Raw genomic sequence first — 26,890 nt, forward strand, 5'->3', positions numbered from 1 at the left:
TTATTTGAGCGGAGATGAACAATATTGTCGTCTCCGCTCAAATCCGTAAATCAAGAAATCCGTAAATCAAGAAATCATATAAATATCGGCACATCCAGTTTCATTGCGATGCGGTAGGCGGCGTTCATGAGGCCTACATGGCTGTAGGCTTGGGGGAAATTGCCCCACTGGCTGCCGTTTTCGGATTCTACGTCTTCACTGAAAAGCAGGAGGTGGTTGGAGTATTGCAGCAGTTGTCCGAATTCGCGCTGGGCATCATCGAGGCGGCCTACGCAGGCGAGGGCTTCGACGTACCAGAAGGCGCAAACGAGGAAGGTGGTTTTGGGTTTGCCGAAATCATCGGAGTGGAGGTAGCGGTAGAAGAGCCCTTCCGGTGTTTTCAGTTCTTTCTCGACGGCGGCGAGGTGGTCGCGGGCACGCTCGGAGGCCGGGTCGAGGTAGTTCATCATGATGAGCTGTAAGGTGCTGGCATCCAGGTATTGGCTGCCGGCGGCATTCGTATATACTTTACGTACCGGGTCGTAGCAGCTCTCGATGTGGGCGGCGGCGCGCTCTTTCAGGGCAAGCGCTTTTTGCAGCAGGTCGTTGTTACCGATGGTGCGGGCCATTTTTTCAGCGGCGCAGCAACCGGCCCACTGGAATAAATTCGTATAGCAGTGCACGTTAGCCATGTTGCGGAACTCCCAGATACCGGCATCTTTTTCGTCGATGGTGCGGGCGATCTTGTCCAGCAGGAGGTTGATCCACCGGTCGGAGTCTTTGCGTTCGCTGAAAACAAAGCGGTGATCTGTATAGAGCGGCAGCATGGAGATGAGCACCTGGCCATAGATATCATTCTGGATATGTTCGTAGGCCTGGTTGCCAACGCGCACGGGCTTGTTGCCCATATAGCCGTCGAGGTGAGGAAGTATATTTTCGGAAAGCGTTTTTTGTCCGGTGATGCCATACAGCGGCTGATAGCGGAAATCGCCTGAGAAGGAGATATCTGTGATATAGCCGAAGTAGCGTTCCATCTCTTCAAAATGCCCGATGTGATTAAGTGCGGTGATAATATAATAGGTGTCGCGCAGCCAGCAGTAGCGATAGTCCCAGTTACGGCCACTATCGGGAAATTCGGGCAAGCTGGTGGTGCTGGCGGCGATGATGGCGCCGGTATCTTCGTATTGATGGATCTTTAAAGCGAGGGCGGAGCGGATCACATATGGCTGGAAATAATTGGCGATGGAAGAATGTTTGATCCAGGTGCGCCAGTAGGTGGTGGTATCCCGCAGGAAACGGTCTGCAGTACTGGCCAGCGGCGCTTCAAGCGGGTGGCCATAGGTGAGTATCAGGTACCTCACATCGTTCAACACGAAATATTCTTCTTCAAACACATAACTCACGGGGATGTTGGTGGTAAGGCGTATACGTTCATCGCAACCGGCAAACTCGATATGGCTGCTGCCACGCAGGGGATGCAGTTGTATGGCGCCGTAATCGCATACTGGCTTGCATTTCACACGGATGCGGGGTGAGCCGTCGAGCGGCTCTACCTTACGGATCAGCATGAGGGGCTTGAAGAAGCGTTCATATTGCATGAACCGTGGTGCAAAATCTGTGATACGGTAGCTGCCTTCGTGCGTGGTGATCTCTGTACAGAGGATATTGGTATTTTCCAGGTAATATTGGTGTGTGCTGTTATCGCCTTCCGGCAGTATGGAAAATTCACCACCTTTTTTTTTGTCCAGCAGGCCGCCGAAGATGAAGGAGCTGTCCATGCGGGGCCAGCAGAGCCAATCTATATTAGTGTTCCTGTTAATATGCGCCATGAAGGAGCAATTGCCGATAAGTCCAGTCTGATAAGTATGTCTCTCCATAAACAATGGTTTATATTATCTCAACTACATATTTCCGGGAAAATTGTTCTGAGGAAGAACAAATGCCGTTCCATTTAATTATTTTTAAGGAACAAGTTCCACATGATGTTACAGACAGTTAAAAAGCAGCATTACCTGCCTCAATTCGCGACAACGCCGCCCGAAGAAGGGAAAACCATCTATTTGCTTGCCGGAGATCTGGGTGGCACCAAAACGAACCTGGCATTGTTCAGCAGCCTGGATGGCGCGCTGGACGTGGTTCGGCAGGATACCTATGCTTCGCGCGAGTATGCCAGCTTTTCGGAAATCATCCAGCATTTTATTGCGCAGGGTAAAGATACCCCGCCACAGCGTATATGCATTGGCGTTGCCGGGCCGGTAGTGAATGGCAAGGTGGAGCTGACCAACCTGTCGCGGGAGCTGAGCGTGGACGAGATCAGGCAAGGCACCGGCATTAGATCGGTGGCATTGATCAATGACCTGGAAGCCACTGCTTACGGACTGGCCACATTATCGCCGCAGCAGTTAACGACCTTGCACCGCGGCGCTGCTGATCACAGGGGCAATGCTGCCATTATCGCGCCAGGAACGGGTTTGGGCATGGCTGGCATGTATTGGGACGGGCAATATCATCATCCATTCCCCACAGAGGGCGGCCATACAGATTTTGCACCGAGAACAGAACTGGATATCCAGTTATTAAAATATTTACAGGAGAAATATGAGGTAGCCAGCTGGGAACGTGTGATCTCGGGACCAGGGATATATGATATTTATATGTTTTTGAGAGATGTGAGAGGGATGGAAGAGCCGGAAGCTATGCGCACGGCCATACAGACGGGAGATGCTTCTGCGGCGATCAGCAAGGCGGCGCTGGCGAAAGAGGTGACGATCTGTATTAAAACGATGGAGTTGTTTGTACGTTACCTGGCGCGGGAATCCGCCAATCTTGTATTGAAGATGAAGGCTACGGGCGGCCTTTTCCTCGGTGGCGGTATTCCGCCGAAGATAGCGCCGCTGCTGGAAACGGGCGACTTTTACCATCACTATCTGCAAGGCGACCGTATGGCGGAACTGCTGGCCAGCGTGCCGATCCATCTTGTGAATAATGATAAATCGGCCCTCTGGGGCGCTGCGTTTTATGCGCAACATATGATTTGAGGATTTACGAATTTACGAATGTGAGAATTTGAGAATTTGCGACAAACCCCTACATTCGTAAATTCTCGCATTTTTATAGTTTCACATTTTTTTGCGTCTGAAAAATACATTTGATCAATTTAAGATTACGTACCAGCTGTTGAGATGGACAGTACTGGTGATTCCTGTTGCGCTTATCGCAGGATCTTTGGTGGCGTTGTTTTTATGGCTGCTGGACCTGGTAACGCATTACCGCTGGGAACATGAATGGTTATTATACCTGTTACCGCTGGCCGGCGTGGGCATCTACTGGCTATACCGCCTTGGTGGCCGTGATGCAGAGAAAGGCAATAACCTGATCATGGAGGAGATACATCAGCCAGGTGGCGGCGTGCCTGCGCGTATGGCGCCCTTGGTGCTGCTAACTACTATCATCACGCATCTCTTTGGCGGCTCTGCCGGCCGGGAAGGCACCGCCGTACAGATCGGTGGCAGTATGGCCGGCCTGATCGGGCGCAAATTGGGACTCACGCAGAAGGATATACGAATTTTATTGATGACAGGGATCGCCGCAGGCTTCGGCGCCGTATTTGGTACACCGCTCACCGGCGCTGTTTTTGCGCTGGAAGTGCTGGCCATCGGCGCGATCCGCTACGATGCGCTGGTGCCTTGTCTCATCGCCGGTATACTTGCTGATATTGTTTGCAGCGCCTGGGGCATTCATCATACACATTACGAAATACATTACCAGGCTGCTACCGGCGCCATTCCTTTTATACACACCGATCTGTTGTTGCTGGCGAAAGTGATACTCGCCGGTGTGGCTTTCGGGCTCACGAGCTTCCTCTTTTCCACTTTGATGCATCGCATCAAGGATCACGCGAACGCCTATATTAAAATACCATGGCTCATTCCTGTTGCCGGAGGTCTAATGGTGATCGCCCTTACATTCCTGGCAGGAACAACGGATTATCTCGGCCTCGGCGTAACGAGCAAATCGCCCGACGGCGTTAGTATTGTGGCGGCGTTTCAGGCCAACAGCAGTGTAAACGGCTGGAGTTGGCTGTGGAAGCTGGTTTTCACGGCTGTTACCTTGGGCATGGGATTCAAAGGGGGAGAGGTGACGCCCCTGTTTTTTATGGGTGCAACACTGGGTCATGCGCTGGCGTTGGCATTGGGCGCACCGGTAGACCTCTTCGCCGGCCTCGGGTTTATAGCTGTTTTCGCCGGGGCAACCAATACACCCATTGCCTGTACGCTAATGGGCATTGAATTATTCGGCGCCGAATACGTGTTGTATTTTGCGGTGGCTTGTTTTACGGCGTATTATTTCAGCGGGCATTCAGGGATTTATGGCGCGCAACGGACGGCAGTTTCGAAGGCAGAATAAGTTGAGAGATTATTTAATATAGCGCGCACCAGAATATCTGGTGCGCGTTTTTTATTTAAAGGACCAGACGAAAAATCTGTAAGTAGTTAACCTTAGTATCAATAGCCATCTTTAGTAGTCGGTTATTTTCTTATAATTTATAGTATCTATAACACAAATAGAGAATATGTTTTTCTGGTCTAATGTTCTCTATTTTGTACAAGTTACTTGATAAGAAGTAGCCACCACAAGGTCCTTTAAAGTTCCTTATATTAGGATTGATTATATAATAGCCAAGTTTTAGTTAGTAATGATCGTTTACGGAGCTAATGTAAATAGGTTTTTTGAACTGTGTGGTCCTTTTTGAGAATCTTTTTTGAAGGAATTTCCTAAAGCAGCGATAGTATTGAGTTCAAGAGAATTATTTTTTTTCAAGACAAGAAATTCGCAGTTTAGCACCGCACTTTTTAAAACTGGCTTTGGTATTGCATTTTATCGAGCTAATGTTTAAGTGAGTTTACAAAGCATACTGTTAAAGTTTTCATTCTTAACAGTTTGTTATGTGGATTATGAAGATCATCGGATCAGCATAAAAACCCACTTACTTTTATGATCCGAAAAGACCTAACCCAAACCGTCCCCAACAGTCAAAGTTACTGTAGCAACTGCCCCAAGGCCCCAATGATCAGTACCGTGGAACAACATCTGTTTTTTTACGGTGCTGATCGGCAAGAGTTCCCAACAACCAAGGAGCAAGCCGAAATTATTCTACTCTTCAATTTGTCTTATCTACCGTGTGTTATCCGATTACAATTTGCGTCTGATATCGGTAGAATACTGTGGAAAGCAGGCGAGGGGCTTGTAAACAAGCGGGCTTTTATGAAATTCCTCAAATATCATGACGTACCCGCACAGGCTGTTCATGGTAACGCAATCTTTTTCCCGAAGTATAAGACAGAAGGTACAGCCGTTAACAACTATGTCGTTTTTCACGATGATGGAAGTGTTACCGTCAAGCCACAGCACCGCAAATTCACTGTTGATGTAAGATTTTATGAATCTCGCCATTTCTATTTAAAGTTATCAAGATACTTTTCTCTTCCTGCTTTAGAAGTGGTCACCCGCCTTTGACAACTCCCGTGAAGTAATACGGGAGTGATTCTGCCATTCGCTTAATGATTCGCAAATTTTAATCTACAGTTATGAATTATTGCCATGTTATCGACTGGCTTCAATTACACGTAAAGTGTCCGGTGTCGATTGAAGCCAAAGACAACTTTAAGTATCATACGGAAAAACTGGATTTGCAAACCCGGCACTTTAAAGAGGTGTACGAGATTTCAGTTTTGATGCCTTCAGGCATCTACGAGCGATGCGCTACGTTGGCGTGCAAGCCGCACGCCAGCTTTCTCGGTGGTGATATGGGATTGCTGAAGATCGAAAATAAATTCCTCTATCAACCTGATCTACGCCGGTTTGTGGCGGAGTTGTTAGAGCAATATAATTTTCGATTTCACGCCATCAGCCGGATCGATATTGCTATGGACTTCATCAGCTTTAAAGACGGCCTGTCACCGGAGAAATTTATCCGGGATTTCCTTGGTGATATCTATCTCAAAAAACACAAAGCCAAGTTTAGCGTTAGCGGGGAACATCAATCCTGCAACACCTTTGAGTATCTGCGTTTCGGCAGTAAGACCAGCGAGTTAAACTATTATCTCTACAACAAAAGCCGCGAACTTGAGGCGAACAAGAATAAGCCCTGGATTCGCGAGATGTGGGCTGCCGCTGGCTTTGATGAAAAAGAAACTGTTTGGCGGCTTGAGTTTAGTTTGAAAAGTTCGTGTAAGGAGTTGCTAGACTATGATGGCGGCGAAGTGGTGCCATTCAATGGCCTAGAAGTCATTACGCCGGAAATGAGTTTCACGCTGTTTAAAACGCTCTTCCATAAGCACTTTTCTTTTGTGCATAACAATCAGGGGAACCGGAAAGATAGAATGGAAGAAGTACACTTGCTTGAACTTATACGTCCAAACACAAGGGTGTTAAGGCTTTCGGATAAATTGGAAAGTTCACGCATGGATAAGGTATTTATACGACGCATGGAACAGCATAACAATGATATGCGAAAGATAGATGTTAACTACGCCTTCTATGGTGCCAAGATTTTATTTGAATACATTGAAAAACGAGCACTTGTAAAATGGTATTTGAAGCACTTCCCCAACGGAAGTGCCGATCTTTCCGCCATCGGAAAGCGAGCCGGTTTTATAAGTGATGAATACCGGCAACAGGAACTATTTGAATGACGAGAAAATCCGTTAAAGTTATGACAAAGACAATTTCGTTTAAGGTTTTGACACACAAGGACTATATGGCTATTTTCAATATATGCGAGAAGACGGCAAAAAGGTGGATCGCTGAAGATCGCCGCAGGATTGAATCTAAGCGAATTACCGATTATCATTTGCAAAAACTGTACGGTATTTCTTGGGACCCCCCAACGGGTAATAATCGGGCCTAATTGGGCCACAGTGGATGCTTTTAGGGTGAGCCTGTGAAGCCGGTTAAGTTTCTTTGAAAAAAAAATTCAATGAAACTATTATCGAACTTCACAGGCTCTAGCAAAGATGACATCTATTTGCAAAGTTCAGCGCATGGCATCGGATTCCATTTTGCTGATCCGGCTGGGGTTGACTTATCAACGATCACGCTTAAAGTAGATTTCTTCAGCAAGAATCGCGGTAGTAAAGAGATTTACCCGCGTATGCCTTTCGCAACTGCGTTTGAGATGAACACATTTGAAGAAGGCTTTTATTTGAGGGATACCAACTTAGTTAAGGGTTTGATCAAACTTAGCCCAGATGGTTCACTGCATCTTGAAGAGGGTGAATACATCAAAATCTCCTTTGATGGTGCGAAAGCTACCAATGTTATGAACATTAGCAGCATTGACGCGCCTATCCTTTCAAGCACCTACAAAAACATCTCTGCTGTTACGATCACGGGACAGACAAAAGACCTGAACGTCGCCGATTCTACCATGCTGCATTTACCTGTCGCGCTCATCGATGAAATTGATATAGTCTACCCGGTGAAAACAGTGAAGTACTCCGGCGCGGAGCTGGAATACCTTGCACGTGCTATCAACGACCTCGTAAGTGTTGATTCGGCAGGTGCTAATGTTGTTGCAGGATATGAGAAGTATATATCATTGTCCTGTTACGACGCCTACAAAGTGGCAATAACCCCACGTGATAACTCGCCTTTCGTGATCTACACGGAAAAGCACAAATCCTTTTAACCATGAGCTTTTTGGGTAACCTCTTCAAACGCAAACCCGGCGGTACTTTCTTTGGCAACCTCCTGCGAAAGACAGCTAACACCGTCGCCGGGGCGATTCCCTTTGTTGGTGGAATTGCCAGCAAGATAGTGGGGCAGGGCGCTATGATGATTTCGCAGGAAGAAGCAGACAAACGGGACCTTTCGGATGCTGACTATGTAGCCAAATACGGGCAAATGAAAGATGGTCGCCCGGCATCTGTTCTCAATCCTGCCGGTCAGCAGCTTCTTGCAACGGCTGCTACTGGCGCGGTTGCTGGTGCAAACGCAGCGGTAACAACTTTGAATACAGCCAACGCTGTTGGTGTTTCACCTGATGTGTGGAAGTATTTAAAGTGGCTGCCAGCGATAGCCCTGGCGATTCTCATTTACAAGGTTTACAATAACAATCACAAGAAAAAACGTAGATAATGCAAAAGTTGAAAGAATTTTTTACCACGCTTCCGGGCAAGGCTACGGCGGTTCTCGGACTCATTTTGGTTGTGGTTTTTGTTTGGAAAAAGTCAAACCATAAAAGGCGGTAATCATGGCATACGGTAATTACAATCGTGGCTATAACAGCTATCCGCGCACGCTTAACCGTTCGTATAGCCGTGGAAGTTATAGCCAACGACAGAACAAGAAACACAGCGGCTGCAAAAGCCAAAACGGTTGGGTATCAAGGAAAACCGGCGAACGTGTTGATGATTTGCTATTAAAAGGCTGGAATTATTCACGCCGCCGTGGCATGATCAGTTTCGTGGCCGTACCACGAAAGGAGCGCGATACTGCCAACCCGAACTACGAACACTGGGTCGTTTCGGTGAGCGCATCGGATGGCCGGAAGACGTTTACAGGCTTCTACAACGTTGCTAAACGCATTCTTGTTATTCCTGACTTGCGGATGGTGGCGAACCCTAACGCTCCCAATGGTGGCTATTTTGGCCGGTTCTTTAAAGGAAAGTAAGAAGTCAAATTGATTCATTTAAAAATGTCATGATTATGACTTTTTGATAATACTGTTATCATAATGTCATGTTTATGACATGGTAATTAAATTGATATACTATGAATAATATTCTGAAAATTTTGAAATATGCGGGCGTGCTTCTTATTGTGGTGGAATGCATCAAATCCGCTGTCACAAAGGTGAGTGAGCAGTACCCCGAATTGCTGGAATCCAAAAAAACAAGCGATGTTAACCAGTAACGAGTTATCGTTGATCTTGGGGATCGAGCAGCGGTTGGGCTTTCCGGCTCTTTCATTGGTGGACTGCATTATGTTTGAAACCGGGGGAACGTTTTCCCCCGGCATTAAAAACAGTTCGTCAGGTGCCACCGGACTGATTCAATTTCTTGAAAGTACTGCGGAAGGAATTGAGAAGGGGTTGTATAAACGGTTGCCTGCTATGACGGTATCACAGCAACTTGTTTACGTTGAGAAATATTTTTTGCAATTAAAGAAAGTGTATCCAGCTCCACCCAATGAGGCTTTTGACGTTTATTGCCTGATGCTTCACCCGCCATTGTTTAATAAACCTGATAGTACTGTTTTTGCTACTGAAGGGACGAAACGATACTTGTGGAACAAAGGATTCGACGTTGATAGCTCAGGGGTAATTACAAAAGGCGAGATAAAAAAGAGGTGGGCTACCGGCGTGGAGAAGCTAAAGGCGAAAACTAAACTGCCTATCACCACAGTAACGGCATCGTCTTTCATTCTTTTGTCCATAGCGATTTTCCTTGCTGCGATGTACTACATTTTAAACCTACACCAATGAGAAAAGACCAGATTAAAACGTATCTGCTTTACGGCATCATAGTGGCTGTTATCTACTACTTATGGCGCGGGTTTCAAGCCGCGAGTAAGGTGGTGATGGGGGTTGCGGAATTGGAAGCAGTAGCGGCATCTTCCAACGTAAGTAAAGACAGGATAGCGGTTTGCAGGGATGTAGCAGAGAAAGCCGAAAAGGCCATTTGGAATACGCACAATATGTTCGGCGTGATCCCTATTCTTGACTGGCGGTTTGATGAGGACGAAGATGCAGTTATCCAAAACCTGAACAGGCTTAACACCATCGAGGAAGCCAAGCTAACAAGCCAGTATTATCAACAATATAGCAAAGGTAAAAGCCTCCGTGCTGACGTGAAGAAGTATCTCAACAACAGCGAACAGGCACAAATAAAAACAACTATAATCAACAGTTTGGACTAATGACACACGGTAACACAGAAGTAAACGGGGGTTTTGCCTTTAACGATCAGTTTTTTGAAGCAATCAAAGCGCCAAAGTATCAGGTACAAACCGTAACGCCTGAAGTCATTGGCTATGGTGCTTTTCAGCCGGTGGAACTATTGAAAGTACAGTTTGTTAACGATCCTGAATGGTACACGTTTGCTGAAAAGGGTATCACTATAATAGAAACAAAGTCAGCTCTCGGATTTCCGCCTACTTACCCTGGCTGGCAGCTTGTAACGAATGTAACAGTACCGCAAGGCTTACCGAATGTGGCAAAGGTAAAAGGTATTGTGATTCCGGCTAGGCTTGTGGATGTGGCAACAGCATGGAACATTATGAGCATGGAAGGGACAATCCACAAAATCGATTATTTTGATTCCTTCGGTGCCGACTACGTTCAATGTGTTCATGAAAGCATGAGCGTACACCCCGGTGTCGGCGAAAGTCACATCGATGGCCGAATCAGGTTCGGTTTAATGTTACCTTTTCAGGAGCTTCCTGACGATGTTTTGGTACGTGATAAGATTTCGTATAATGTTGACTACAAACATATCTTAGTCGGTAAGTTAAAAAATGATGACGTGGTAGAGAGCCTTAAAATGCAGTGCTGGCCTGACAATGTAGACTTTTCTATCCTTCACAAACCCGCAGGGATATACGAAGTTGGTGAAAATTCCAAGTACGTTTTATTTCGCGTGTTGTAATTTTTTATATCTTTAGCGGGTCTAAACTTTAACGGATCAAAACACCTCGCGCCGCCCCGGAACTAACTTAACTTTCGGGGTTGGCATGGGGATGCAAGTGCCCCAAATTTTCTGGCGCCTCCGGTGTCCGTGAAGTTTAGACGGTGACCAACCCCCTTTGTTATGATCACTGCAAACGCTTCGACACCCAAATCTGATACTCGGAAAATCTCCCTACACGAATGGTTTTCTTTCTCGCAATCAGTTACCAGCTTTGGCAAGCTGGTTAAATTATTTAAGGCTACACAACATTACAAGAGCCTGGGCGCTGCGGATCAGCAATATCTTTCGGCTTTCAAAAGTGCTATAGAGATTGTTATCAGCGCGCATTATATTCTCGCCGAACTCCCTTTAAATCCAATACTAGCAACATATTGCGCAGACGATGTAAATGCTTTTTTACATCATCTGCGTTGCTCTGTTCTCTCATCAAAGAAATTTGATCAACTCGACGGCATCGAACGGGATGACTTAGAATTTTTTTTGCAAGGGCTGGAACAGTGGTTGACTGATGCAGCCCCCCTTTTCCATTGTTTGGAAACCCCCGCCGGGGTGGGGGAAGGGGGGAGTGGCGCGGCGGCAGCGCCCTCCCCCGGTTTTATTCATTTTCGCTAATCTTTTCTATATGATATCAGCCCCAGTAACTATACAGAACAGGAATTTACTGGCCCGCGCACATTCAGAACTTATTGAGTTGCCAAACATTCTTAGGGGGAAAATCTGCGCGGAATGTAGTTGGAGCGTGGCGACGTATTATCGCAGATTGAAATTGCTGGACATGGACGGCAAGCCAGTGTTCAGCAACACAGAAACTAAGAGGATCGAAAAGGTTTTGCGGGAGTTCTACGGAGATGGGATTGTTCTAAACCTACAACCGGAGCGCTAAAGGGCATCACTATTAGCACAGGATCGATGCCGGGATGGGGTTTTTACCTCGTCCCAAAATTTGTATGATAATCGTTAACATATAAAAATTATTAATGTTTTCCGCAGTGATGTTTTTACACCGCTGCCTGTTTCATTTACCAAACCGACCAGCCCCGGACAGATGTTTCTACATCACCGGGCTTATGATGAGCATGATAATTTAATTCTCTTATTGATTCCGAGTGATCCTTGGGCGGAAGTCCTGCATGGGACGGCGTAGTTAGCGAAATCCTACGGCGGCTGGAAGAAAATTTTTGGCTGGTATTGAAAATAAGATACTTTTATCTCGTTAACGAAATTATTCAGGCACTGATCCTGAAATCTTCACATTCTAAAAATTCACTTTTAACACAAATGCGCACATATGTAATTACTTTCTAATTTGGTGGTTATGAATAGTCTTATAATTTATATTATGTTAAATAAATCAAGACACTGTGAAGTAATTCATCTATATTCGAACTCATTTATACATCCCTACTACCCTTTGCCGGCTGCTATGAGTACGATAAACACGTCCTTACATCCAGACATTTCAAATACGCCATTCTCAGCGGGTTCCTATATTAAAAGCCTCGACGGTTTGAGAGCCGTCGCCATTACATTGGTGATGTTATATCACTTCGAGATACTCCATTTCGGATGGATCGGTATCCAGTTATTCTTTGTGTTATCGGGGTATTTGATCGGCGGGATTTTGTTGAGAGAAAAAATGCAGCCTGCGGACCTTGGCGTCCGGCTCCGGAAATTCTGGGGCCGCCGCGTGCTTCGGATATTTCCGGTGTATTATGCGTACCTGCTGGCCTTCGCGCTGATATGCGCCGTAACCGGCTTTCCGCCAGCATATTGGCGGCAGTTACCGTACCTGCTCACGTACACATATAACCTGACCTTCTTCGGCAATTGGTCGCTGAGTTCCGTATACACGCATCTGTGGTCGCTTTGCGTGGAGGAACAATTTTACCTGACCTTTCCGCTGCTCATTTTCCTGCTGTCCTTGAAGCGCCTGCGTGTATTAACGCTTGTGATACTTTTACTAGGACCGGCTTTTCGTTGGTGGCTGGTATACTTCATGCAACTGCATGGCAAGGCGGATTACCAGGCCTGGGATATCGTATATACGTTCCCGTTAAGCTACCTGGATGCGTTCTTCATAGGCGCCGGCCTGCACCTGTTCAGTTTACAGCGCTCCGTACGAAAGCCGCACTGGTACTTCATTGCAGCGCTAATGATAACGCTGGCCGCCGGAACAGCCAACTACCTGCTGGCCGATAAAACCAGCATCCGGGGATATGATTTCGATAGTCATTATGCACCGTATTGGTCTGTGCTGGGATTCTATGTACGGGATATTTCGTCGTACGGACATGTATGGTATTTCCTGGTGTTGAATTTCCTGTCTGCCGCCATTCTCCTCTTACTGACCAGCGAGTTTCACAGTCCCCTGCAACGCGCACTCACCGCTCTCCTCGAAACAAAGCCACTGGTGGCCATTGGCAAGGTTTCCTATGGCATGTACATCTTCCATTTTATCTTACAGATCGTCATCATCAAAACCATTCATCTACCTGTCTACCTGCTCTTCCTCCTTGATTTTCTGCTGGTATACCTGCTTGCTGCTGCCAGTTATTATCTACTTGAACAAAGGTTCATGCGACTAAAAAGCAAATACGGAAGAGGATAGGGGTTGATGCCTAAAAATCAGCCCCTCTCCTGCTTTCCAAGGGATTAAAAGGTAGCCGCTGCGGGCTGTTTGGAACGTACGTTGATGATCGTCCGGTTGATAAATGGCGCCATGATGATCATCAACATGGTCACACAAATCAATATCGCGATCCATTCATAATAATCCATCGCATATTTCAGGAACACCTGCTTTTGCACGGCCCTGCTCAAAAGCCCGTTAGCCGCCCTGGCGGCCTGGTCTGGCGGAAGGCCCCGGCTTTGCAATGCCGACTGATACATTTTCAATCGCTCAGGCAAACGGTCATCGATCACCGTAACGTGATCGTTCAACCTGTTGGCATGAATATTCCCGAAGAACAAGGTGAAGTAATTGATCAATGCCGTACTCACGCTAAAGAACGCATAGCGCACAAACACACCCACCGCAGAGGCAGATTGGCCCAGCTCTTCCGGCACTGAAGAGATGATGAAGAGAATGATCGGCGTCATCAACATACCGGCGCCGGCGCCCTGAATGATCAATGGCATAATAAAGTCAGGCATATCTGCCTCCGATGCGAAATGGAAATACATCCAGCTATGGAACAGGAACAAGAGGAAAAAACCCGCGAGCCAGATAAACTGTAAAGGACGCCTTTTGATAATGAGCCTTGCTGAAGCAACCGCACCGATAGCGATTCCTATGATATTGTAGATGAACAACTCATAGATATGCAAAGGGTCCATACCCAGCACGGTAGCGAAATACGCGGTAGTAACGTTGAAGGCCCCACGAATAACATACAACAGCGCGAGCAGCAACAGGCCAAATATAAAGGCCTTCGATTTGAATACTTCGAGATGAATGAAAGGGCGCTTCCTCGTCAGCTGCCGCAGGATAAAGAAGCACAACAGGCCTGCCATTCCGGTCAGGCTCCAACGGATACGTGCATCCTGTAACCAATAATATTGTTGTCCGTATATGAGTACGTATCCCAGCAGGATCAGCATGGGCGCATATAAGCAGAAGCTGCCCCAATCCAGCTGGTAGAGCGGTGTTTTGCGGACCAGGTGTATGCGGTTCATCAACAATAATAGTAAAACTGCGCCGGGTATAAACGTGTAGATCACTACTTTATACAATACGTTGTATTCGTAGTCGTCGATGATCGGCGCCATCACCAGGGAGGTGAGTGAGGCAGAACACAGGATCATGGCGTAGAAGATCGCATAACCAATCTCGCGTGCATATTCTGATTTCAGGCGGGAGAACAGCAAGGTTAAACAAATGCTTGTTACGCCGCAATTGATGATCCCCTGCAAAAAGCGGCAGACAAACAACACCGGTATCAGTCGCGTATTGTAACAACACCAGGAAACGATCACCTGCATCACGATACAGATCACGAAATATTCTTTGGTGGAGATGCGGCTGAAGAAGCGCTTTTCCAGTGGCGTAAAACTGGCCAGGGCAGCGTAATACAGCAACATGGAGAATTGTATATCGGCAGGCTCGGCGCCGTAGAAACCAGTGGCAGCATTGACGTTGGCAGTAGACAAAGCAAACAACATCACTGTTGGTAACAGCACGAGCATGATGGTCAGGCGGATCAGCCATTCGGGGACCCATGACCGGAATATCGTCTGGCCTTTACCCATGATCCTAGCTCCGCTGTTTTTTTACTGATACAATAGCACTCATCCCGGCAGACAGCTTTTCCAGCTCTTTTGCATCTCCGTGTAGGCGTATCCGTACGGGAATGCGTTGTGCAATTTTCACGAAGTTGCCCGTCGCGTTGTCTGGTGGCAATAAAGAGAAACGGGAACCAGTGGCGGCCGACAGTGATTCAATGCGTCCGGTGAAAGTCTTGCCAGGAAAGGCGTCTATCGTAATGGATGCGCTGTCGCCAACGATCATATGACGGATTTGTGTTTCTTTAAAATTGGCGATCACCCATTTGCCGGCTTCGCGGTCAACGATAAAGGCCAATGTTTGTCCGGCCTGGATCAGTTGTCCTGGCTGGATGGTACGGCGGCCCATCTTGCCGTCGTAAGGCGCAACGATAACGGTATAAGAAACGGTGAGCTCATTTCTTTTCACTACTGCCTCTCTCCTTTTGATCTCTGCATTGAGCGCCTGCTGCTGTACTTTGGCATCTTCTACTTTTGAAAGCGAGGCCTTGTAGGCGCCAACAGCGGTATTGTAGTCGGAGCGGGCTACGTCGAGCGCCGCCTGCACACGGTCGAGCTGCTGTTTGGTAGCGGATTCTACATCGTACAGTTTTTTATAACGGTCGTATTCCTGTTGTTGATTCACCAGCCTGGCTTTGGCCGCAGCGATCTGCGATTCATATACTTTGGCATTGTCGGCGCTGGTGCGTACATTGCTTTGCAGCACATTCGTTTGTGCTTCTGCGTTAGTGAGGGCCGCCTGCGCTTCCTGTTGTGCAGCACTGTATTCGCTGTTATCGATCAGTATCAGCGTATCTCCCTTTTTCACTTCCTGGTTTTCCTCATAACGGATCTGTTCTACATAGCCCGTCACCTTGGCTACTACGGGGTTAATGTATTCATCTACCTGTGCATCATTCGTTTCTTCGTATTTCAGCTGATGGAGCAATGTCCTGATCCCCCAGATGGCCAGGCATATCACCACTATGGAAGCCACGATGGTGGTGATCCTTGAGATAATCCGGTCAGTTCTGTTGGTGTTGGTGTCGGTATTCGTTTTGTTCATATGATTAAAGGTTGCCTGTGGCTTTCAGTAGTTGATAATATTGGAGTTGAGCGGTCACTTGCGCTGTGGTAAGATCGAAGCGGGATTGCAGTAGTTGCGTTTCTGCGTCCAGCAGATCGGTGAGCAATGACAGCTGATTGAAATAGGTGTTGTTGACGATGCGGAAATTCTCCTGTGCCTGTGCGATGTTGTCATTGGCCACCTGGATGCGGGTGAGCGCTTCGGTATAGCGTACGTAGGCTGCTTTAACAGCTTCCCTGACCTGGTCGCGGGTATCAGCATGTTCGATCTCTTGTTGCCGGAGGTGCAGGGCGGCTTCTTCTTTTTTATGTTTGTTGAGATAGAAGGCAGAGATGGGCAGGCTGGCCTTTACGCCGGTTTGTCCGAGCCCATATAATGCGACGCTGTAGGGATAGAACAGTATCTGCGGATAGGCGTAACCGTATTCGGCAAAGAGGCCTACCCGCGGTAGCACGTTTGCCTTTACCTGCTTGAGTTTCAGCTCACTCAGGGCAGTTTCCTTCTCTGAAATCTTCATGGTAAAAGAATGTTCATAAGCATCATTCAGGTAATCTTCGTAGGTGCGTTCGGGTGAGGCGGCGAGTGCGAGGGTATCCATCGCGATGTTGACAGGCGTAGTGTCGGGATCGCCGGTAAGGATATTGAGGCGTTGCACCGCAATCACAATGCTGTTACGGATTTCGAGGAGGGTCATTTTCTGCTTGGACAGCTTTAGCTCCGCTCTCAATACATCGCTCTTTAATACTACGCCATTCTTTTGCAGCTGGCGTATCTCATTCAGTTCCTGTTCTCTGTCGGCAATATCTCTCAACATTACTTTTTCGTACATGCGGTTCCGGTAGATGTCGAGATAATAGGCAGCGACTTTATAGCGGATCTCTTGCTCAGAGAGGTGTTGCTGTTCTTGGGCCAGCGCATGCTCTGTTTGCGCCATGCTGATTTCGCGGTTCGTTTTGCCACCGTTATATACGTTCCAGTAAGCATCGGCGCCGAACTTGTAGGTTTCATGTACCACAGGATACTGTGCAGGTGCGTGCAGGAGGCCATCTTCATATATGGGCAGGTTGGATACGCGGCCATACATACCATCGGCTTTCACTTCGGGCAGCTTTTCTGCTTTGGCGTTTTTGATGCGGGCATCCATGCTTTGCACGTGCAGGTATTTCATCTGCAACTGTTTGTTGTGCTCAGCGGCCTTTTTCCAGACTTCGGGTAATGTGAGATAATGGGTGGCAGGGTCCTGACTATAGGCCTTTCTGTTGCAGGCAAACAACAGCAATAGCGCTGCTGTCAGCAACTTACAAGATAATGTAGACATATTGATGGTGATGAAGCTGCAAAGTTCCATTCTCTGCGCCAAATTTATTTTCTATAAATTGCCATAAAATTGTTCGATCCGGCCAAATGAAAAAACAGACACCAGAGCAGATCCTGCGCGCCACCGACGAGTTACCGCAATCGGCTTATATATGGCATTTGAAAACGGAGCATCACTTTCCCTTTCATCAACATAACAAAGGACAACTCACGTATGTTGAAGGAGGAGCGGCTTTTTTATACACGCGGGACAAGACCTACTTCCTGCCTGCCCGTCATTATATGTGGGTACCGGCTGGCGTAGAGCATCATTTCATCCACCGCTATCCGGCGAACTATGTGCGAAGCATTTATTTTTTTTCGGAGAGAGATGACCGGAATGATCCTTTCTATACCACTACCGGCATTTACCCGGTGAATAATTTATTGCTGGAGATGATCCTGTATACGGCTAAATGGGAAGGCAACGTAATGCCCGGCAGCAAGGCCTTTACCTTTGTGAAGGCGCTCAAACATATACTGCCGGAGGTAAGTCTGGCGCCTTTACCCATCACGTTGCCTACCACCCGGAACAGCCGTGTGCAGCCTATGTTGCGGTACATACAGGAGAACCTGGCGGAGCCATTGACGCTGGAAAGTATCTGCCATGCCTTTAATACAAGTGAGCGTACGCTCACGCGCCTGTTTCGTTCTACCATGGATATTTCTTTCTTCCAATATCTCAAGCTGGCGCGTATGTTGCGCGCTATGGGCTACCTGCTGGAGACAGACAAAACCATCAGTGAGATCGCCTGGGACACCGGCTACAACAGCGTTGCAGCGTTCAGCAATACCTTCTTCAAGCTGGTGGGCAGGCGGCCATCCGAGTTCCAGCATCTCAACAAACACCGGCCTGCGGCGGCGGACGAATAGTTCCGCTTATCCAAAAGTATTTGCATTTGTGACGCTTTTGGCCAATCTTTAAAACCAATCAAGATCTAATACATGAACGTAATGAGAAAGCAAGTGCTTTTACCCGCCCTGCTCACGGCGCTTAGCCTGCAGGCGGTAACTGCGCAGCAGAAAGACAAAGCCAACACCGCTCCTGCGCCGAAAGCAGAAGCGCCTCACCTGTCGGTAACACTCAATCCCGACACGACTGTCACCACCTTGCATGACGTAACCATCAAAGGGCAAAAGGTGCCTTACAAGGTGATTGCCGGCACGCAGCCTGTATGGGACCAGGATGGTAAAGCCATTGCAGGCCTCTTCTACACTTATTATGAAAGAACAGATGTAAAAGACCGCGATGCGCGCCCGCTCGTGATCTCGTTCAACGGCGGCCCGGGCACGCCCTCTGTATGGATGCAGATTGCGTATACCGGCCCCCGCCTCCTCAACATCGACGATGAAGGCTACCCGGTACAACCCTATGGCATACACGAAAATCCGCAGTCGATACTCGATATCGCAGATATCATCTATATTGATCCGGCCAACACCGGCTTCTCCCGCATCACTTCCAAAGATGCGCCAAGGGAGAAATTCTTTGGTGTGAATGCGGATATTAAATACCTCGCAGAGTGGATCAACACCTTCGTATCCAGGCATAACCGCTGGGCATCGCCCAAGTACCTGATCGGTGAAAGCTATGGCACCACGCGCGTATCTGGTCTTGCGCTGGAGTTACAGAATGCGCAATGGATGTACCTCAACGGGGTGATACTCGTCTCCCCCACCGACCTGGGCATCAACCGCAATGGCCCTGTGGACGCGGCTTTGCGGCTCCCCTATTTTGCTGCCACCGCCTGGTATCACAAGGCCCTGCCTGCCGATCTGCAACAGAAAGACCTTACCGCCATGCTGCCGGAAGTAGAACAGTTCACCATCAATGAGCTGATACCCGCCATCAGCCAGGGCGGCTTCCTCGATGAAAACAAAAGAAAAGATATTGCGGGCAAGATGGCGCGTTATTCCGGCCTTTCGCAGCAAGTGATACTGGATCATAACCTCAATATCCCTACCGGCTTTTTCTGGAAAGAACTATTGCGCAGCAAAGGCTTTACGGTGGGTCGTCTGGATAGCCGCTACCGTGGCGTAGATCGTGAGATCGCGGGCGATAATCCTGATTACAACGCCGAGCTTACAGCCTGGTTACACGCCTTCACACCGGCCATGAACATCTATGTACGTCAGGAGCTCAACTTCAAAACAGACCTGAAATATAACATGTTCGGCCCTGTATTTCCCTGGGACCGCAACAACGACAATACCGGCGAGAACCTGCGCCAGGCTATGGCCCAGAACCCTTACCTGCATGTGATGATACAATCCGGCTACTACGATGGCGCCTGCGATTATTTCAATGCCAAATACAGCATGTGGCAACTCGATCCCGGCGGCCGTTTGAAAGACCGCCTCTCCTGGCGCGGCTACCGCAGCGGCCATATGATGTACCTCCGCAAAGAAGACCTCGCCACCGGCAACGACGACATCCGCGAGTTCATCCGCAAGTCGCTGCCAAAGGGCGCTGCGAAGTATTGATGCGAAGGTTGTCTTAGCTCAGGATTATACTGATTGAAAGGATTACCAGGATTTTTTTTCTGGATTAAAAAAGATTCGCGAAGATTATTTTCGAATTGATCTTCGCGAATCTTTTTTAATCCAGAAAAAAAATCCTGGTAATCCTTTCAATCAGTATAATCCTGAGCTAAGACAACCTTCGCTACTATTAAAAAAATTCCTAACATTGCGGCATGTTGGATAAAGAAAGACTCAAGCGGATTGCAGTATATGCCGCCAAATGTGTTACCGGTGTGCTGGTAGTGATGTTGCTTTCCTGGCTACTGGATTACAAGGATGTAGTTTGGGTGCTGATATCAGTGATGCTGGTGCTTTCGCCTAGCGGCTCTGATGCCGTTACGCTGGCGGTAACACGTATCAAGGCAAACCTGGTGGGGGCTGCTGCGGGTTTCGCATTGATATTACTGCATTCCAATCTGATATTGATGATGGGTATAGCGGTGGTGATTACCGTTGCCGTTTGTAATTTATTGAAAATAGAGGCCGCTACACGCAGTGCATTGGCTGCCACTGTCATCGTGATGACACATGAGGCCGGCGTTCATCCCTGGGATACGGCATTAGGCCGCGTATTATCGGTGGTGGCGGGTTGTGTGCTGGGCCTGGGTATTACCTTTCTCTATCATAACCGCTTTACCCGAAAGCCCGTGCCACAGGTGGATGTACAGCACCATGAGGCCTGACCAACCTCAGCTACAGATTTGCTACAGAATTAGTATTTATGTTTGAATCCTAAGGAGTGATGCATGAAGAAGATGATTATAGCAGCAGGCATGGCTTGTAGCGCCGCGGTAGCCTGCACCTCAACTGTAGCGGCCCAGTATATGACCGATTCCCTTCCTGCCAGCCAGGATTCCTTTCCGCCCATAAAGATACAGATGCCCGCTAATGAACCCCGGTTCAAAAGCACCATTGCCGGATGGGCTGTGCCCGCCGCCATGCTGGGCTATGGATTTCTGGCCCTGAATAATCATTCCCTTACGGATCTCAATACCAGCGCACGCAATGAGATCAAGGAAGATCATCCCCACTTCAATACGGGCATTGATAATTTCCTGCAATATTCACCGGCGGTGGCAGTGTATGTGCTGAATGCCGCGGGCGTGCATGGAAAGCACAACCTGCGCGACCGTACAGTGATACTGGGTATTTCTGCTTTACTGACGGCGGGCGCTGTACAGGGGCTCAAAACATGGACACATGAAGAGCGTCCTGATCAAACCAATTACCTTTCCTTTCCCAGCGGCCATACCGCTACAGCATTTGCTGCTGCTGAATTTTTACGGCAGGAGTATAAAGATGTATCGCCCTGGTATGGAGTGGCCGGCTATGCTGCCGCCACTGCCACCGGCGCCTTACGCATGTATAACAACCGCCATTGGCTCAGCGATGTAGTGGCCGGCGCCGGTTTAGGTATATTATGTACGAAAGCTGCTTATTGGATGTATCCCTTTATTCAACGCAAGCTGTTCCCTGCGCATCAAGACAAGTTTGTTGTGATGCCATATTACAACGCGCAGTGGCGCACGGCAGGCGTGAATATGACTGTCATATCTTTCGGTAGATAAAACAAGAGCCCTCGCAATAGCGGGGCTCTTCTCAAGTTAATAAACCGTAAAAGCGGGTGACCAATCAATTGTTGCATACAAAGGACGATACCCAACTGCGCCTGATCTCCCCTGTCCGCTGTATTTCTTTACTATCGCAATGATAATGAACTGATCTGATACCCGGCGCCATAGGACCTTCCGCCGGTTTAATTACTCTAAAGAAGAAGCACAGGTTACAAACACCCGAATAACGATATCAGCAAATGTGCAGAAATCTTTTGAAATATTTTGCAAGCCTTTTGTTAACGCTGCAAAATTGCCGCACATATTCCCCTCTATGCCGCTATGGTGGCTAATCTTCATGAATACATTCTCTTAATCGCTTTTTTGTTAACATTTAGTAAAGGAAGAGAAGTGATCAACAAAGTAAATTCATGATTATTCAGACGGCATCATCTGTTATCCCCGTCCTCAAAAAACCAGTTAACTTATGAAGCAGTATTATCTACTGGTCATGTTCTATTTTCATATTGCTTGCATTTTCATTTACCTGTGCGTTGTATTCCGCTATCGAAAGAAGGCCGCACCTGAGCCCTCGCTGCCCCAAGCTGGCGCCAACGCGCTTTCGGAAGTAGCGCTCGTACGTTATGTGATGCCTGATAATGAAGCAGAGGGCGTGGAATACATCCGCAACAATGCCTGCATATGCGTAAAGGTGACGATCAAGCAGAAGCGCTGTTGTGATAAAAAGTGGCAGACCAATTTACTCGTATTCAACCGCCTGCGGCCCGGCGAAGAGATAGAACTTGGCTACGCCGGCCATGGCATTTCAGATAATTCACTGATCAGTGCAGAACATACGATTGTTACTGCTGAATATTTATAATGATGATGTACGTTCCGTTTATTTTGCTATGCGCCTGCCTGGTGGTTTATATGATCTGCCGGCGCCCGCAGCAAGGCCTGCAACACAAATTGCTACAACCGCTGAATGGCGAAGATGCCATCCAGGACACACGCATCGTTGGCGTCAGCAACAGTGTTTTCACCGTATCGCGCTACCTGCGCAGTGTACGTAATTACTCTTCATCGCAATGGATCACGGTGGCCGTGAACCAGGTGATCCGCACCAACATGGGCACCACCATCGAAACCCGCCTCCTGCGCGATATTGCGCCGGGTGAAGAACGACGCCTCGGTCATGCCGATGAAGTAAAAGAAGGCAAATACCATATCTACATCGGCTATGAGATCGTATGGGCGCGCTACACGCCTGCTCCTCACTGGCATCAGCCTAAAAGTAAACGCTATCCTACACCCAGAGAGATGTATGATGAAGTGATGAAGAACTACCGCCCACAATTTTTACGGGAGATGGAAGAAAAAGAAGGACGTAAATATGAAGACCTATGGCCTTGATGCAGCATAACCTTTTCCATCAACATATGCCAGCCACAGCATGCTGAAAAAGATACCTACAAATGCGCCGGCCACCACATCTTCAAAGAAATGCTGGCTCATATACATACGGGAATAAGCCACCAGCAAGGCTAACAGCAGGTACAACAAAGACCAGGCTTTGTTATTGCTGTAATAAGACAGTACCGTGGCAGCAGTAAACGCACAGGCGCTATGCCCCGAAGGAAAACTCCTGAAATTATCCAATACCGTTATGCCCGGAACAAAATAGATCTCGCTCAGTCGGTGCTCGAAATACCGGTGCGGCCGTGGAAAGGCTACCACAAACTTCAGCACAAAATTAATGATCGTGGTAAAGCAATAGGTAGTGGCCATCACAAAGCCCATCCGGCGGCTTCGGATGAAAAGCAGCACCACCAGGGTTACCGCCACAGCGGTACTTCCCAACTCCGTGATGTAAGGAAAGAGCCAATCGCCGGCAGGCGTATGTAAATGATTGATGTAAAAATAAATTTCCTCCCGCGTGTACATCAGCTTCAAAACCAGCGCTATCAGCAATATCATGGCAAATGGCCATAGCAGCCATCCTAAGGCCTTGCAAACTTTTCCGAGCTTCATATCTTTTATTTTCTCCACCAGGGATCAATACTGGTATGTGTAGGTACACCGCTACAGGCGCCGGGAGCAGGCATCCAGAGCGTGATACCTTTTTCTTTGGCGATCTGCACGATGCGCTCTGCCGGCTCATCCCAGGGATGCAGGGCAAGATTGAAAGTACCCCAATGTACGGGCAACATAACTTTACCGCCTAATTCCAGATGTGCTTTGGCGGCGTTGGCGGGCCCCATGTGAATATCGGGCCAGGTATCGCCATAGGCGCCTATTTCGAGAATGGTAAGATCAAACGGGCCGAACTTTTTCCCGATCTCCGCAAAGCCGGGAAAATAGCCGGAGTCGCCACCAATAAATACTTTACGACCGCCCGTTTCCAATACGTAAGATGTCCATAAAGTGCGGTTGCGTTGGAAGCCCCGGCCGGAAAAATGTCGTGCAGGCGTAGCCGTTAGTTTGATGCCGCTCATGATCTCCTTCTCCTGCCACCAGTCGAACACCTGTATCAAAGCCTTGTCGGCGCCCCATTTCAGCAGGAGGGCATCTACCCCTAAGGGGCAATAGAAAGGTATCTTCTTTTGGATCAGGAACCGGATCATGTGTTCATCCAGGTGATCATAATGATCATGTGTGAGGATGATGCCATCCAGTGCGGGCAATTGTTCCGGCGCAACCGGCACATCGAAAAAGCGTTCCGGTCCCATGAAAGCTACCGGCGATGCGCGTTTCGCCCATACGGGATCGAGGATAAAACGTTTGCCTCCGGCCTGCAGCAGGTAGCTGGAATGCCCGAGCCAGGCCACTCTCAATGCATCTGTTGGCGCTGTTTCATAAGCTGCCGGCGACAGCTGAAAAGGACCAAGCGGATGATCCGGCACCCGCTGTCCTTTATAGGTAAAGAACTTCCACATGGTGCCCCACAACTTGCCAGGCACAGACACCTGCGTAGGTACGGGGTTCTCGAAAACCTTTCCATTGAAATGCGGTGATGTATACACGTGCTAATGTATTAAGCGTCGGTGATAGTTGATCTGCCCCAGGTGATAATTCAGGTGGCCATAGAGGTGTGTCAGGAATTTTTCTACCGTGATCTCCTCTCCCAGCGGCTTGCCGGTATAAAGCGCCTGCAAGGCTTCGGGACTCAAACCGGATATAACGGTATGGACTATACGTTGCGTAGCGTCGATCTCTGCCAGCAGTTTATCTATCGGTATATCCTTATCACTAAATTCTTTCTCCCTCACCCGCACATAGCCGCTATTGCCCAATATAGCGCCGATAAAATGCTGCAAATTACCACAGAGGTGCAAACAGAGGTTCCCGCCTGAATTGGCGATCCCCGGAGCCACCTGCCAGATGGCCGTTTCAGTAGTATATGCTTTTATCTCCTCTGATAATCGCTTTAAATCTCTTTCAAACAATGATGCCAGTAACATGGTGGTAGTGTTTAATGCAAAATACGAACATAGGACCAGGATTAAACAGATTTATAAGATTAATAAGATTTAACGCGAAGATTTAAGCGAGTCCGATTTAAGCGAAGAAGCCCTTGAAGCGCTTTGAGCGCTTCAAGGGCTGGAACCTCGTTGATCTTCGCGTTAAATCAGGAAAATCTTATAAATCCGTTTAATCCTGGTTCAGACAAGTTCGCATTATTTCACATCAAAGAGCGGCTTCACTTCCAGCATGGCTTTCTGGTAGTGCAGATCAAATTCATCGAACTTGCCGGCCAACGCAATGCGGGTGGTGGTGCCATCCAGCAGTTCAAAGTCCATTACATTCTTGTTGAAGCCATGTTTGGTACGGGTCATGTTCACCACATCAGTGAGGGCAAATTCTTTTGCTTTTTTACTGCGGGTCAGCAGGTAGCCGATAATCCCGAACAGCGCGAACATCAACATGGGCTTGGCTTCGAATACGATGCGTTCACTGGTGAGATAAACAGTACCTTGCTTGCCTTGCCATTTGTTTTTCAATAATACGGCTCCTTTCTTGTACAATACAGTTTCTTGTGGGTTAAGCGGGAACCTTACTTTAATTGCTTTCTGCATAAAATATTGGATATGAGGATATGATTAACAAGACCCAAAAATAGTTATTATTGTCAATAATTAAATTGAAATTAATGCTATTGACCTCGATACTGGACAACGACTTCTACAAATTTACCATGCAGCACTGTGTGGTGAAGCTGTTTCCGAAGGCGCGTGCGCGTTACAAATTCATCAACCGGGGCCAACACGCCTTTCCGCCGGGGTTTGCAGCCGCGCTGCGCGAAGCTGTGAATGGCATGGCTACCTTGCAACTGACTAAGGAAGAGAAAAATTATCTCGCCATTACCTGCCCCTATCTCGATCCTACCTATCTCGATTTTTTACAGGGATACCGCTACAACCCGGACGAGGTGCACATTGCGCAGCATGGCGAAGAATTAGAGGTGCATGTAGATGGTTACTGGTACCGCACGATCCTTTGGGAGGTGCCGCTCATGTCGATGATCTGTGAGCTGTATTACCAGCTCACCGGCCAGCAGCGCGTAGCTGATGAGGAAGTGGTGCGCATCACCAGAGAAAAGATCGAGGCTTATAAAAAGATGGACATCACCATTGCCGATTTCGGTACGCGCCGCCGCCATTCACTGGCTGTACACCGCCTGGTGGTGCAAACGCTCCGCAAATATGGTGAAGGCTGTTTTATCGGTACCAGCAATGTACACCTGGCTATGCGCAACGGCGTAAAGCCGGTAGGTACGCATGCACATGAATGGTTCATGTTCCATGGCGCCAAATACGGTTTCAAGATGGCCAATATGCTTGGCCTGGAACACTGGGTACAAGTGTATCGCGGCGATCTGGGCATCGCTTTGTCTGATACCTACACTACCCCTGTTTTCTTTGAACAATTCGATAAGAAGTTCGCCAAACTCTTTGATGGCGTACGTCACGACAGCGGCGATCCCCTGCTCTTCGCAGACCGCACCATCGCGCATTACAAAGAAAAAGGCATTAACCCGCTGAGCAAAACCATCATCTTCTCCGATGGTCTGAACGAAACCCTTGTAGCGCAGATCGCCAACTATTGCCGCGGTAAGATAGGTATGTCTTTCGGCATCGGCACCAACTTCACCAACGACGTAGGCCTCAAAGCCCTCAACATCGTTATCAAAATGTACGAAGCCCATCCCGAAGACGCTCCCCGCTGGACGCCCGTAGTAAAACTCTCCGACGTAAACGGCAAATACACCGGCGACAGCAAAATCATTGACCTGGCAAAGACCATATTGGGCATCACAGCGAATTAACGCGAAGGTTGTCTTGCTCAGGATTATACTGATTGAAAGGATTACCAGGATTTTTTCTTTCAGGATTAATAAAGATTAAAAAAAGACTCGCGGAGATCATATCGATTTGATC

The 26,890-nt window shown here is 48.0% G+C and carries 27 protein-coding genes; 19 read left to right on the forward strand and 8 right to left on the reverse strand.

Features of this window, described 5'->3' with window-relative positions; translation table 11 throughout:
- Positions 1-74: 74 nt before the first annotated feature.
- On the reverse strand, positions 75-1,856 hold the full coding sequence (locus FPG75_RS10985) for a glycoside hydrolase family 15 protein (protein WP_201747940.1): 1,782 nt from the start codon (positions 1,854-1,856) through the stop codon (positions 75-77).
- A gap of 105 nt (positions 1,857-1,961) precedes the next feature.
- On the opposite strand from FPG75_RS10985, the gene glk reads away from it, so the two are divergent.
- The 12 genes from glk (at position 1,962) to FPG75_RS11045 (ending at position 13,278) form a co-directional block, all read left to right on the forward strand.
- On the forward strand, positions 1,962-3,017 hold the full coding sequence (gene glk / locus FPG75_RS10990; RefSeq protein ID WP_143306845.1) for a glucokinase: 1,056 nt from the start codon (positions 1,962-1,964) through the stop codon (positions 3,015-3,017).
- A gap of 139 nt (positions 3,018-3,156) precedes the next feature.
- Complete coding sequence (locus tag FPG75_RS10995) at positions 3,157-4,386, forward strand: voltage-gated chloride channel family protein (protein ID WP_236652768.1); 1,230 nt, start codon at positions 3,157-3,159, stop codon at positions 4,384-4,386.
- A gap of 588 nt (positions 4,387-4,974) precedes the next feature.
- Complete coding sequence (locus tag FPG75_RS11000; protein ID WP_143306849.1) at positions 4,975-5,496, forward strand: hypothetical protein; 522 nt, start codon at positions 4,975-4,977, stop codon at positions 5,494-5,496.
- A gap of 71 nt (positions 5,497-5,567) precedes the next feature.
- On the forward strand, positions 5,568-6,674 hold the full coding sequence (locus FPG75_RS11005; protein WP_143306851.1) for a hypothetical protein: 1,107 nt from the start codon (positions 5,568-5,570) through the stop codon (positions 6,672-6,674).
- A 284-nt stretch (positions 6,675-6,958) separates the two neighbouring features.
- The gene (locus tag FPG75_RS11010; RefSeq protein WP_143306853.1) at positions 6,959-7,669 is read left to right on the forward strand and encodes a hypothetical protein; all 711 of its coding nucleotides are present in this window, start codon (positions 6,959-6,961) and stop codon (positions 7,667-7,669) included.
- A 2-nt stretch (positions 7,670-7,671) separates the two neighbouring features.
- Entirely contained in the window at positions 7,672-8,118 is a 447-nt protein-coding gene (locus FPG75_RS11015) for a hypothetical protein (protein ID WP_143306855.1), read from the forward strand.
- 115 nt (positions 8,119-8,233) lie between these two features.
- Positions 8,234-8,653, forward strand: a complete 420-nt coding sequence (locus FPG75_RS11020; protein WP_143306856.1) for a hypothetical protein — start codon at positions 8,234-8,236, stop codon at positions 8,651-8,653.
- Positions 8,654-8,881: 228 nt separating this feature from the next.
- Complete coding sequence (locus tag FPG75_RS11025) at positions 8,882-9,466, forward strand: hypothetical protein (RefSeq protein WP_143306858.1); 585 nt, start codon at positions 8,882-8,884, stop codon at positions 9,464-9,466.
- A complete protein-coding gene (locus tag FPG75_RS11030; protein ID WP_143306860.1) occupies positions 9,463-9,900 on the forward strand; it encodes a hypothetical protein in 438 nt (145 codons plus the stop codon). Before FPG75_RS11025 ends, FPG75_RS11030 begins: the two co-directional genes overlap by 4 nt.
- On the forward strand, positions 9,900-10,628 hold the full coding sequence (locus FPG75_RS11035; protein WP_143306862.1) for a hypothetical protein: 729 nt from the start codon (positions 9,900-9,902) through the stop codon (positions 10,626-10,628). The genes FPG75_RS11030 and FPG75_RS11035 overlap by 1 nt, the downstream gene beginning before the upstream one ends.
- Before the next feature lie 162 nt (positions 10,629-10,790).
- Positions 10,791-11,282, forward strand: coding sequence for a hypothetical protein (locus FPG75_RS11040; RefSeq protein WP_143306864.1), 492 nt, complete (start codon positions 10,791-10,793; stop codon positions 11,280-11,282).
- A gap of 811 nt (positions 11,283-12,093) precedes the next feature.
- Positions 12,094-13,278, forward strand: coding sequence for an acyltransferase family protein (locus FPG75_RS11045; RefSeq protein WP_161596757.1), 1,185 nt, complete (start codon positions 12,094-12,096; stop codon positions 13,276-13,278).
- Positions 13,279-13,322: 44 nt separating this feature from the next.
- Here FPG75_RS11045 and FPG75_RS11050 read toward each other — a convergent pair whose 3' ends face one another.
- From FPG75_RS11050 to FPG75_RS11060, 3 genes are read right to left on the reverse strand one after another with little or no spacing between them, the layout of a single operon-like run.
- The gene (locus FPG75_RS11050; protein ID WP_143306867.1) at positions 13,323-14,918 is read right to left on the reverse strand and encodes an MFS transporter; all 1,596 of its coding nucleotides are present in this window, start codon (positions 14,916-14,918) and stop codon (positions 13,323-13,325) included.
- A 4-nt stretch (positions 14,919-14,922) separates the two neighbouring features.
- Positions 14,923-15,996, reverse strand: coding sequence for an HlyD family secretion protein (locus FPG75_RS11055; protein WP_143306868.1), 1,074 nt, complete (start codon positions 15,994-15,996; stop codon positions 14,923-14,925).
- 4 nt (positions 15,997-16,000) lie between these two features.
- The gene (locus tag FPG75_RS11060) at positions 16,001-17,365 is read right to left on the reverse strand and encodes a TolC family protein (RefSeq protein ID WP_143306870.1); all 1,365 of its coding nucleotides are present in this window, start codon (positions 17,363-17,365) and stop codon (positions 16,001-16,003) included.
- A gap of 56 nt (positions 17,366-17,421) precedes the next feature.
- On the opposite strand from FPG75_RS11060, the gene FPG75_RS11065 reads away from it, so the two are divergent.
- From FPG75_RS11065 to FPG75_RS11090, 6 genes are all read left to right on the forward strand, one after another.
- Positions 17,422-18,246, forward strand: coding sequence for an AraC family transcriptional regulator (locus FPG75_RS11065; protein WP_143306872.1), 825 nt, complete (start codon positions 17,422-17,424; stop codon positions 18,244-18,246).
- Between the two features lie 81 nt (positions 18,247-18,327).
- The gene (locus FPG75_RS11070) at positions 18,328-19,857 is read left to right on the forward strand and encodes a S10 family peptidase (protein WP_143306874.1); all 1,530 of its coding nucleotides are present in this window, start codon (positions 18,328-18,330) and stop codon (positions 19,855-19,857) included.
- Between the two features lie 212 nt (positions 19,858-20,069).
- Positions 20,070-20,579, forward strand: a complete 510-nt coding sequence (locus tag FPG75_RS11075) for an FUSC family protein (RefSeq protein ID WP_143306875.1) — start codon at positions 20,070-20,072, stop codon at positions 20,577-20,579.
- A gap of 63 nt (positions 20,580-20,642) precedes the next feature.
- On the forward strand, positions 20,643-21,464 hold the full coding sequence (locus FPG75_RS11080) for a phosphatase PAP2 family protein (protein WP_236652769.1): 822 nt from the start codon (positions 20,643-20,645) through the stop codon (positions 21,462-21,464).
- A 472-nt stretch (positions 21,465-21,936) separates the two neighbouring features.
- Complete coding sequence (locus tag FPG75_RS11085) at positions 21,937-22,332, forward strand: hypothetical protein (protein WP_143306876.1); 396 nt, start codon at positions 21,937-21,939, stop codon at positions 22,330-22,332.
- Positions 22,332-22,865, forward strand: a complete 534-nt coding sequence (locus FPG75_RS11090) for a hypothetical protein (protein WP_143306878.1) — start codon at positions 22,332-22,334, stop codon at positions 22,863-22,865. The genes FPG75_RS11085 and FPG75_RS11090 overlap by 1 nt, the downstream gene beginning before the upstream one ends.
- Here the strand turns inward: FPG75_RS11090 and FPG75_RS11095 are convergent.
- From FPG75_RS11095 to FPG75_RS11110, 4 genes are all read right to left on the reverse strand, one after another.
- Positions 22,854-23,483 carry a phosphatase PAP2 family protein gene (locus FPG75_RS11095; RefSeq protein WP_143306879.1) on the reverse strand — a complete coding sequence of 210 codons (630 nt, stop codon included), beginning with the start codon at positions 23,481-23,483 and terminating at the stop codon, positions 22,854-22,856. The genes FPG75_RS11090 and FPG75_RS11095 overlap by 12 nt on opposite strands.
- Positions 23,484-23,488: 5 nt before the next feature.
- Positions 23,489-24,475 (reverse strand): MBL fold metallo-hydrolase, encoded by a 987-nt coding sequence (locus FPG75_RS11100; RefSeq protein ID WP_143306881.1) that lies wholly within the window; start codon positions 24,473-24,475, stop codon positions 23,489-23,491.
- 3 nt (positions 24,476-24,478) lie between these two features.
- Positions 24,479-24,913, reverse strand: coding sequence for a DinB family protein (locus FPG75_RS11105; protein ID WP_143306883.1), 435 nt, complete (start codon positions 24,911-24,913; stop codon positions 24,479-24,481).
- Between the two features lie 216 nt (positions 24,914-25,129).
- The gene (locus FPG75_RS11110) at positions 25,130-25,528 is read right to left on the reverse strand and encodes a hypothetical protein (protein ID WP_143306884.1); all 399 of its coding nucleotides are present in this window, start codon (positions 25,526-25,528) and stop codon (positions 25,130-25,132) included.
- Positions 25,529-25,602: 74 nt separating this feature from the next.
- Here FPG75_RS11110 and pncB point away from each other — a divergent pair, with 74 nt between their 5' ends.
- Positions 25,603-26,778, forward strand: coding sequence for a nicotinate phosphoribosyltransferase (pncB, locus tag FPG75_RS11115; RefSeq protein ID WP_143306886.1), 1,176 nt, complete (start codon positions 25,603-25,605; stop codon positions 26,776-26,778).
- Positions 26,779-26,890 lie beyond the last annotated feature (112 nt).

Source organism: Chitinophaga vietnamensis (assembly GCF_902167635.1).
Classification (GTDB): Bacteria; Bacteroidota; Bacteroidia; order Chitinophagales; family Chitinophagaceae; genus Chitinophaga; species Chitinophaga vietnamensis.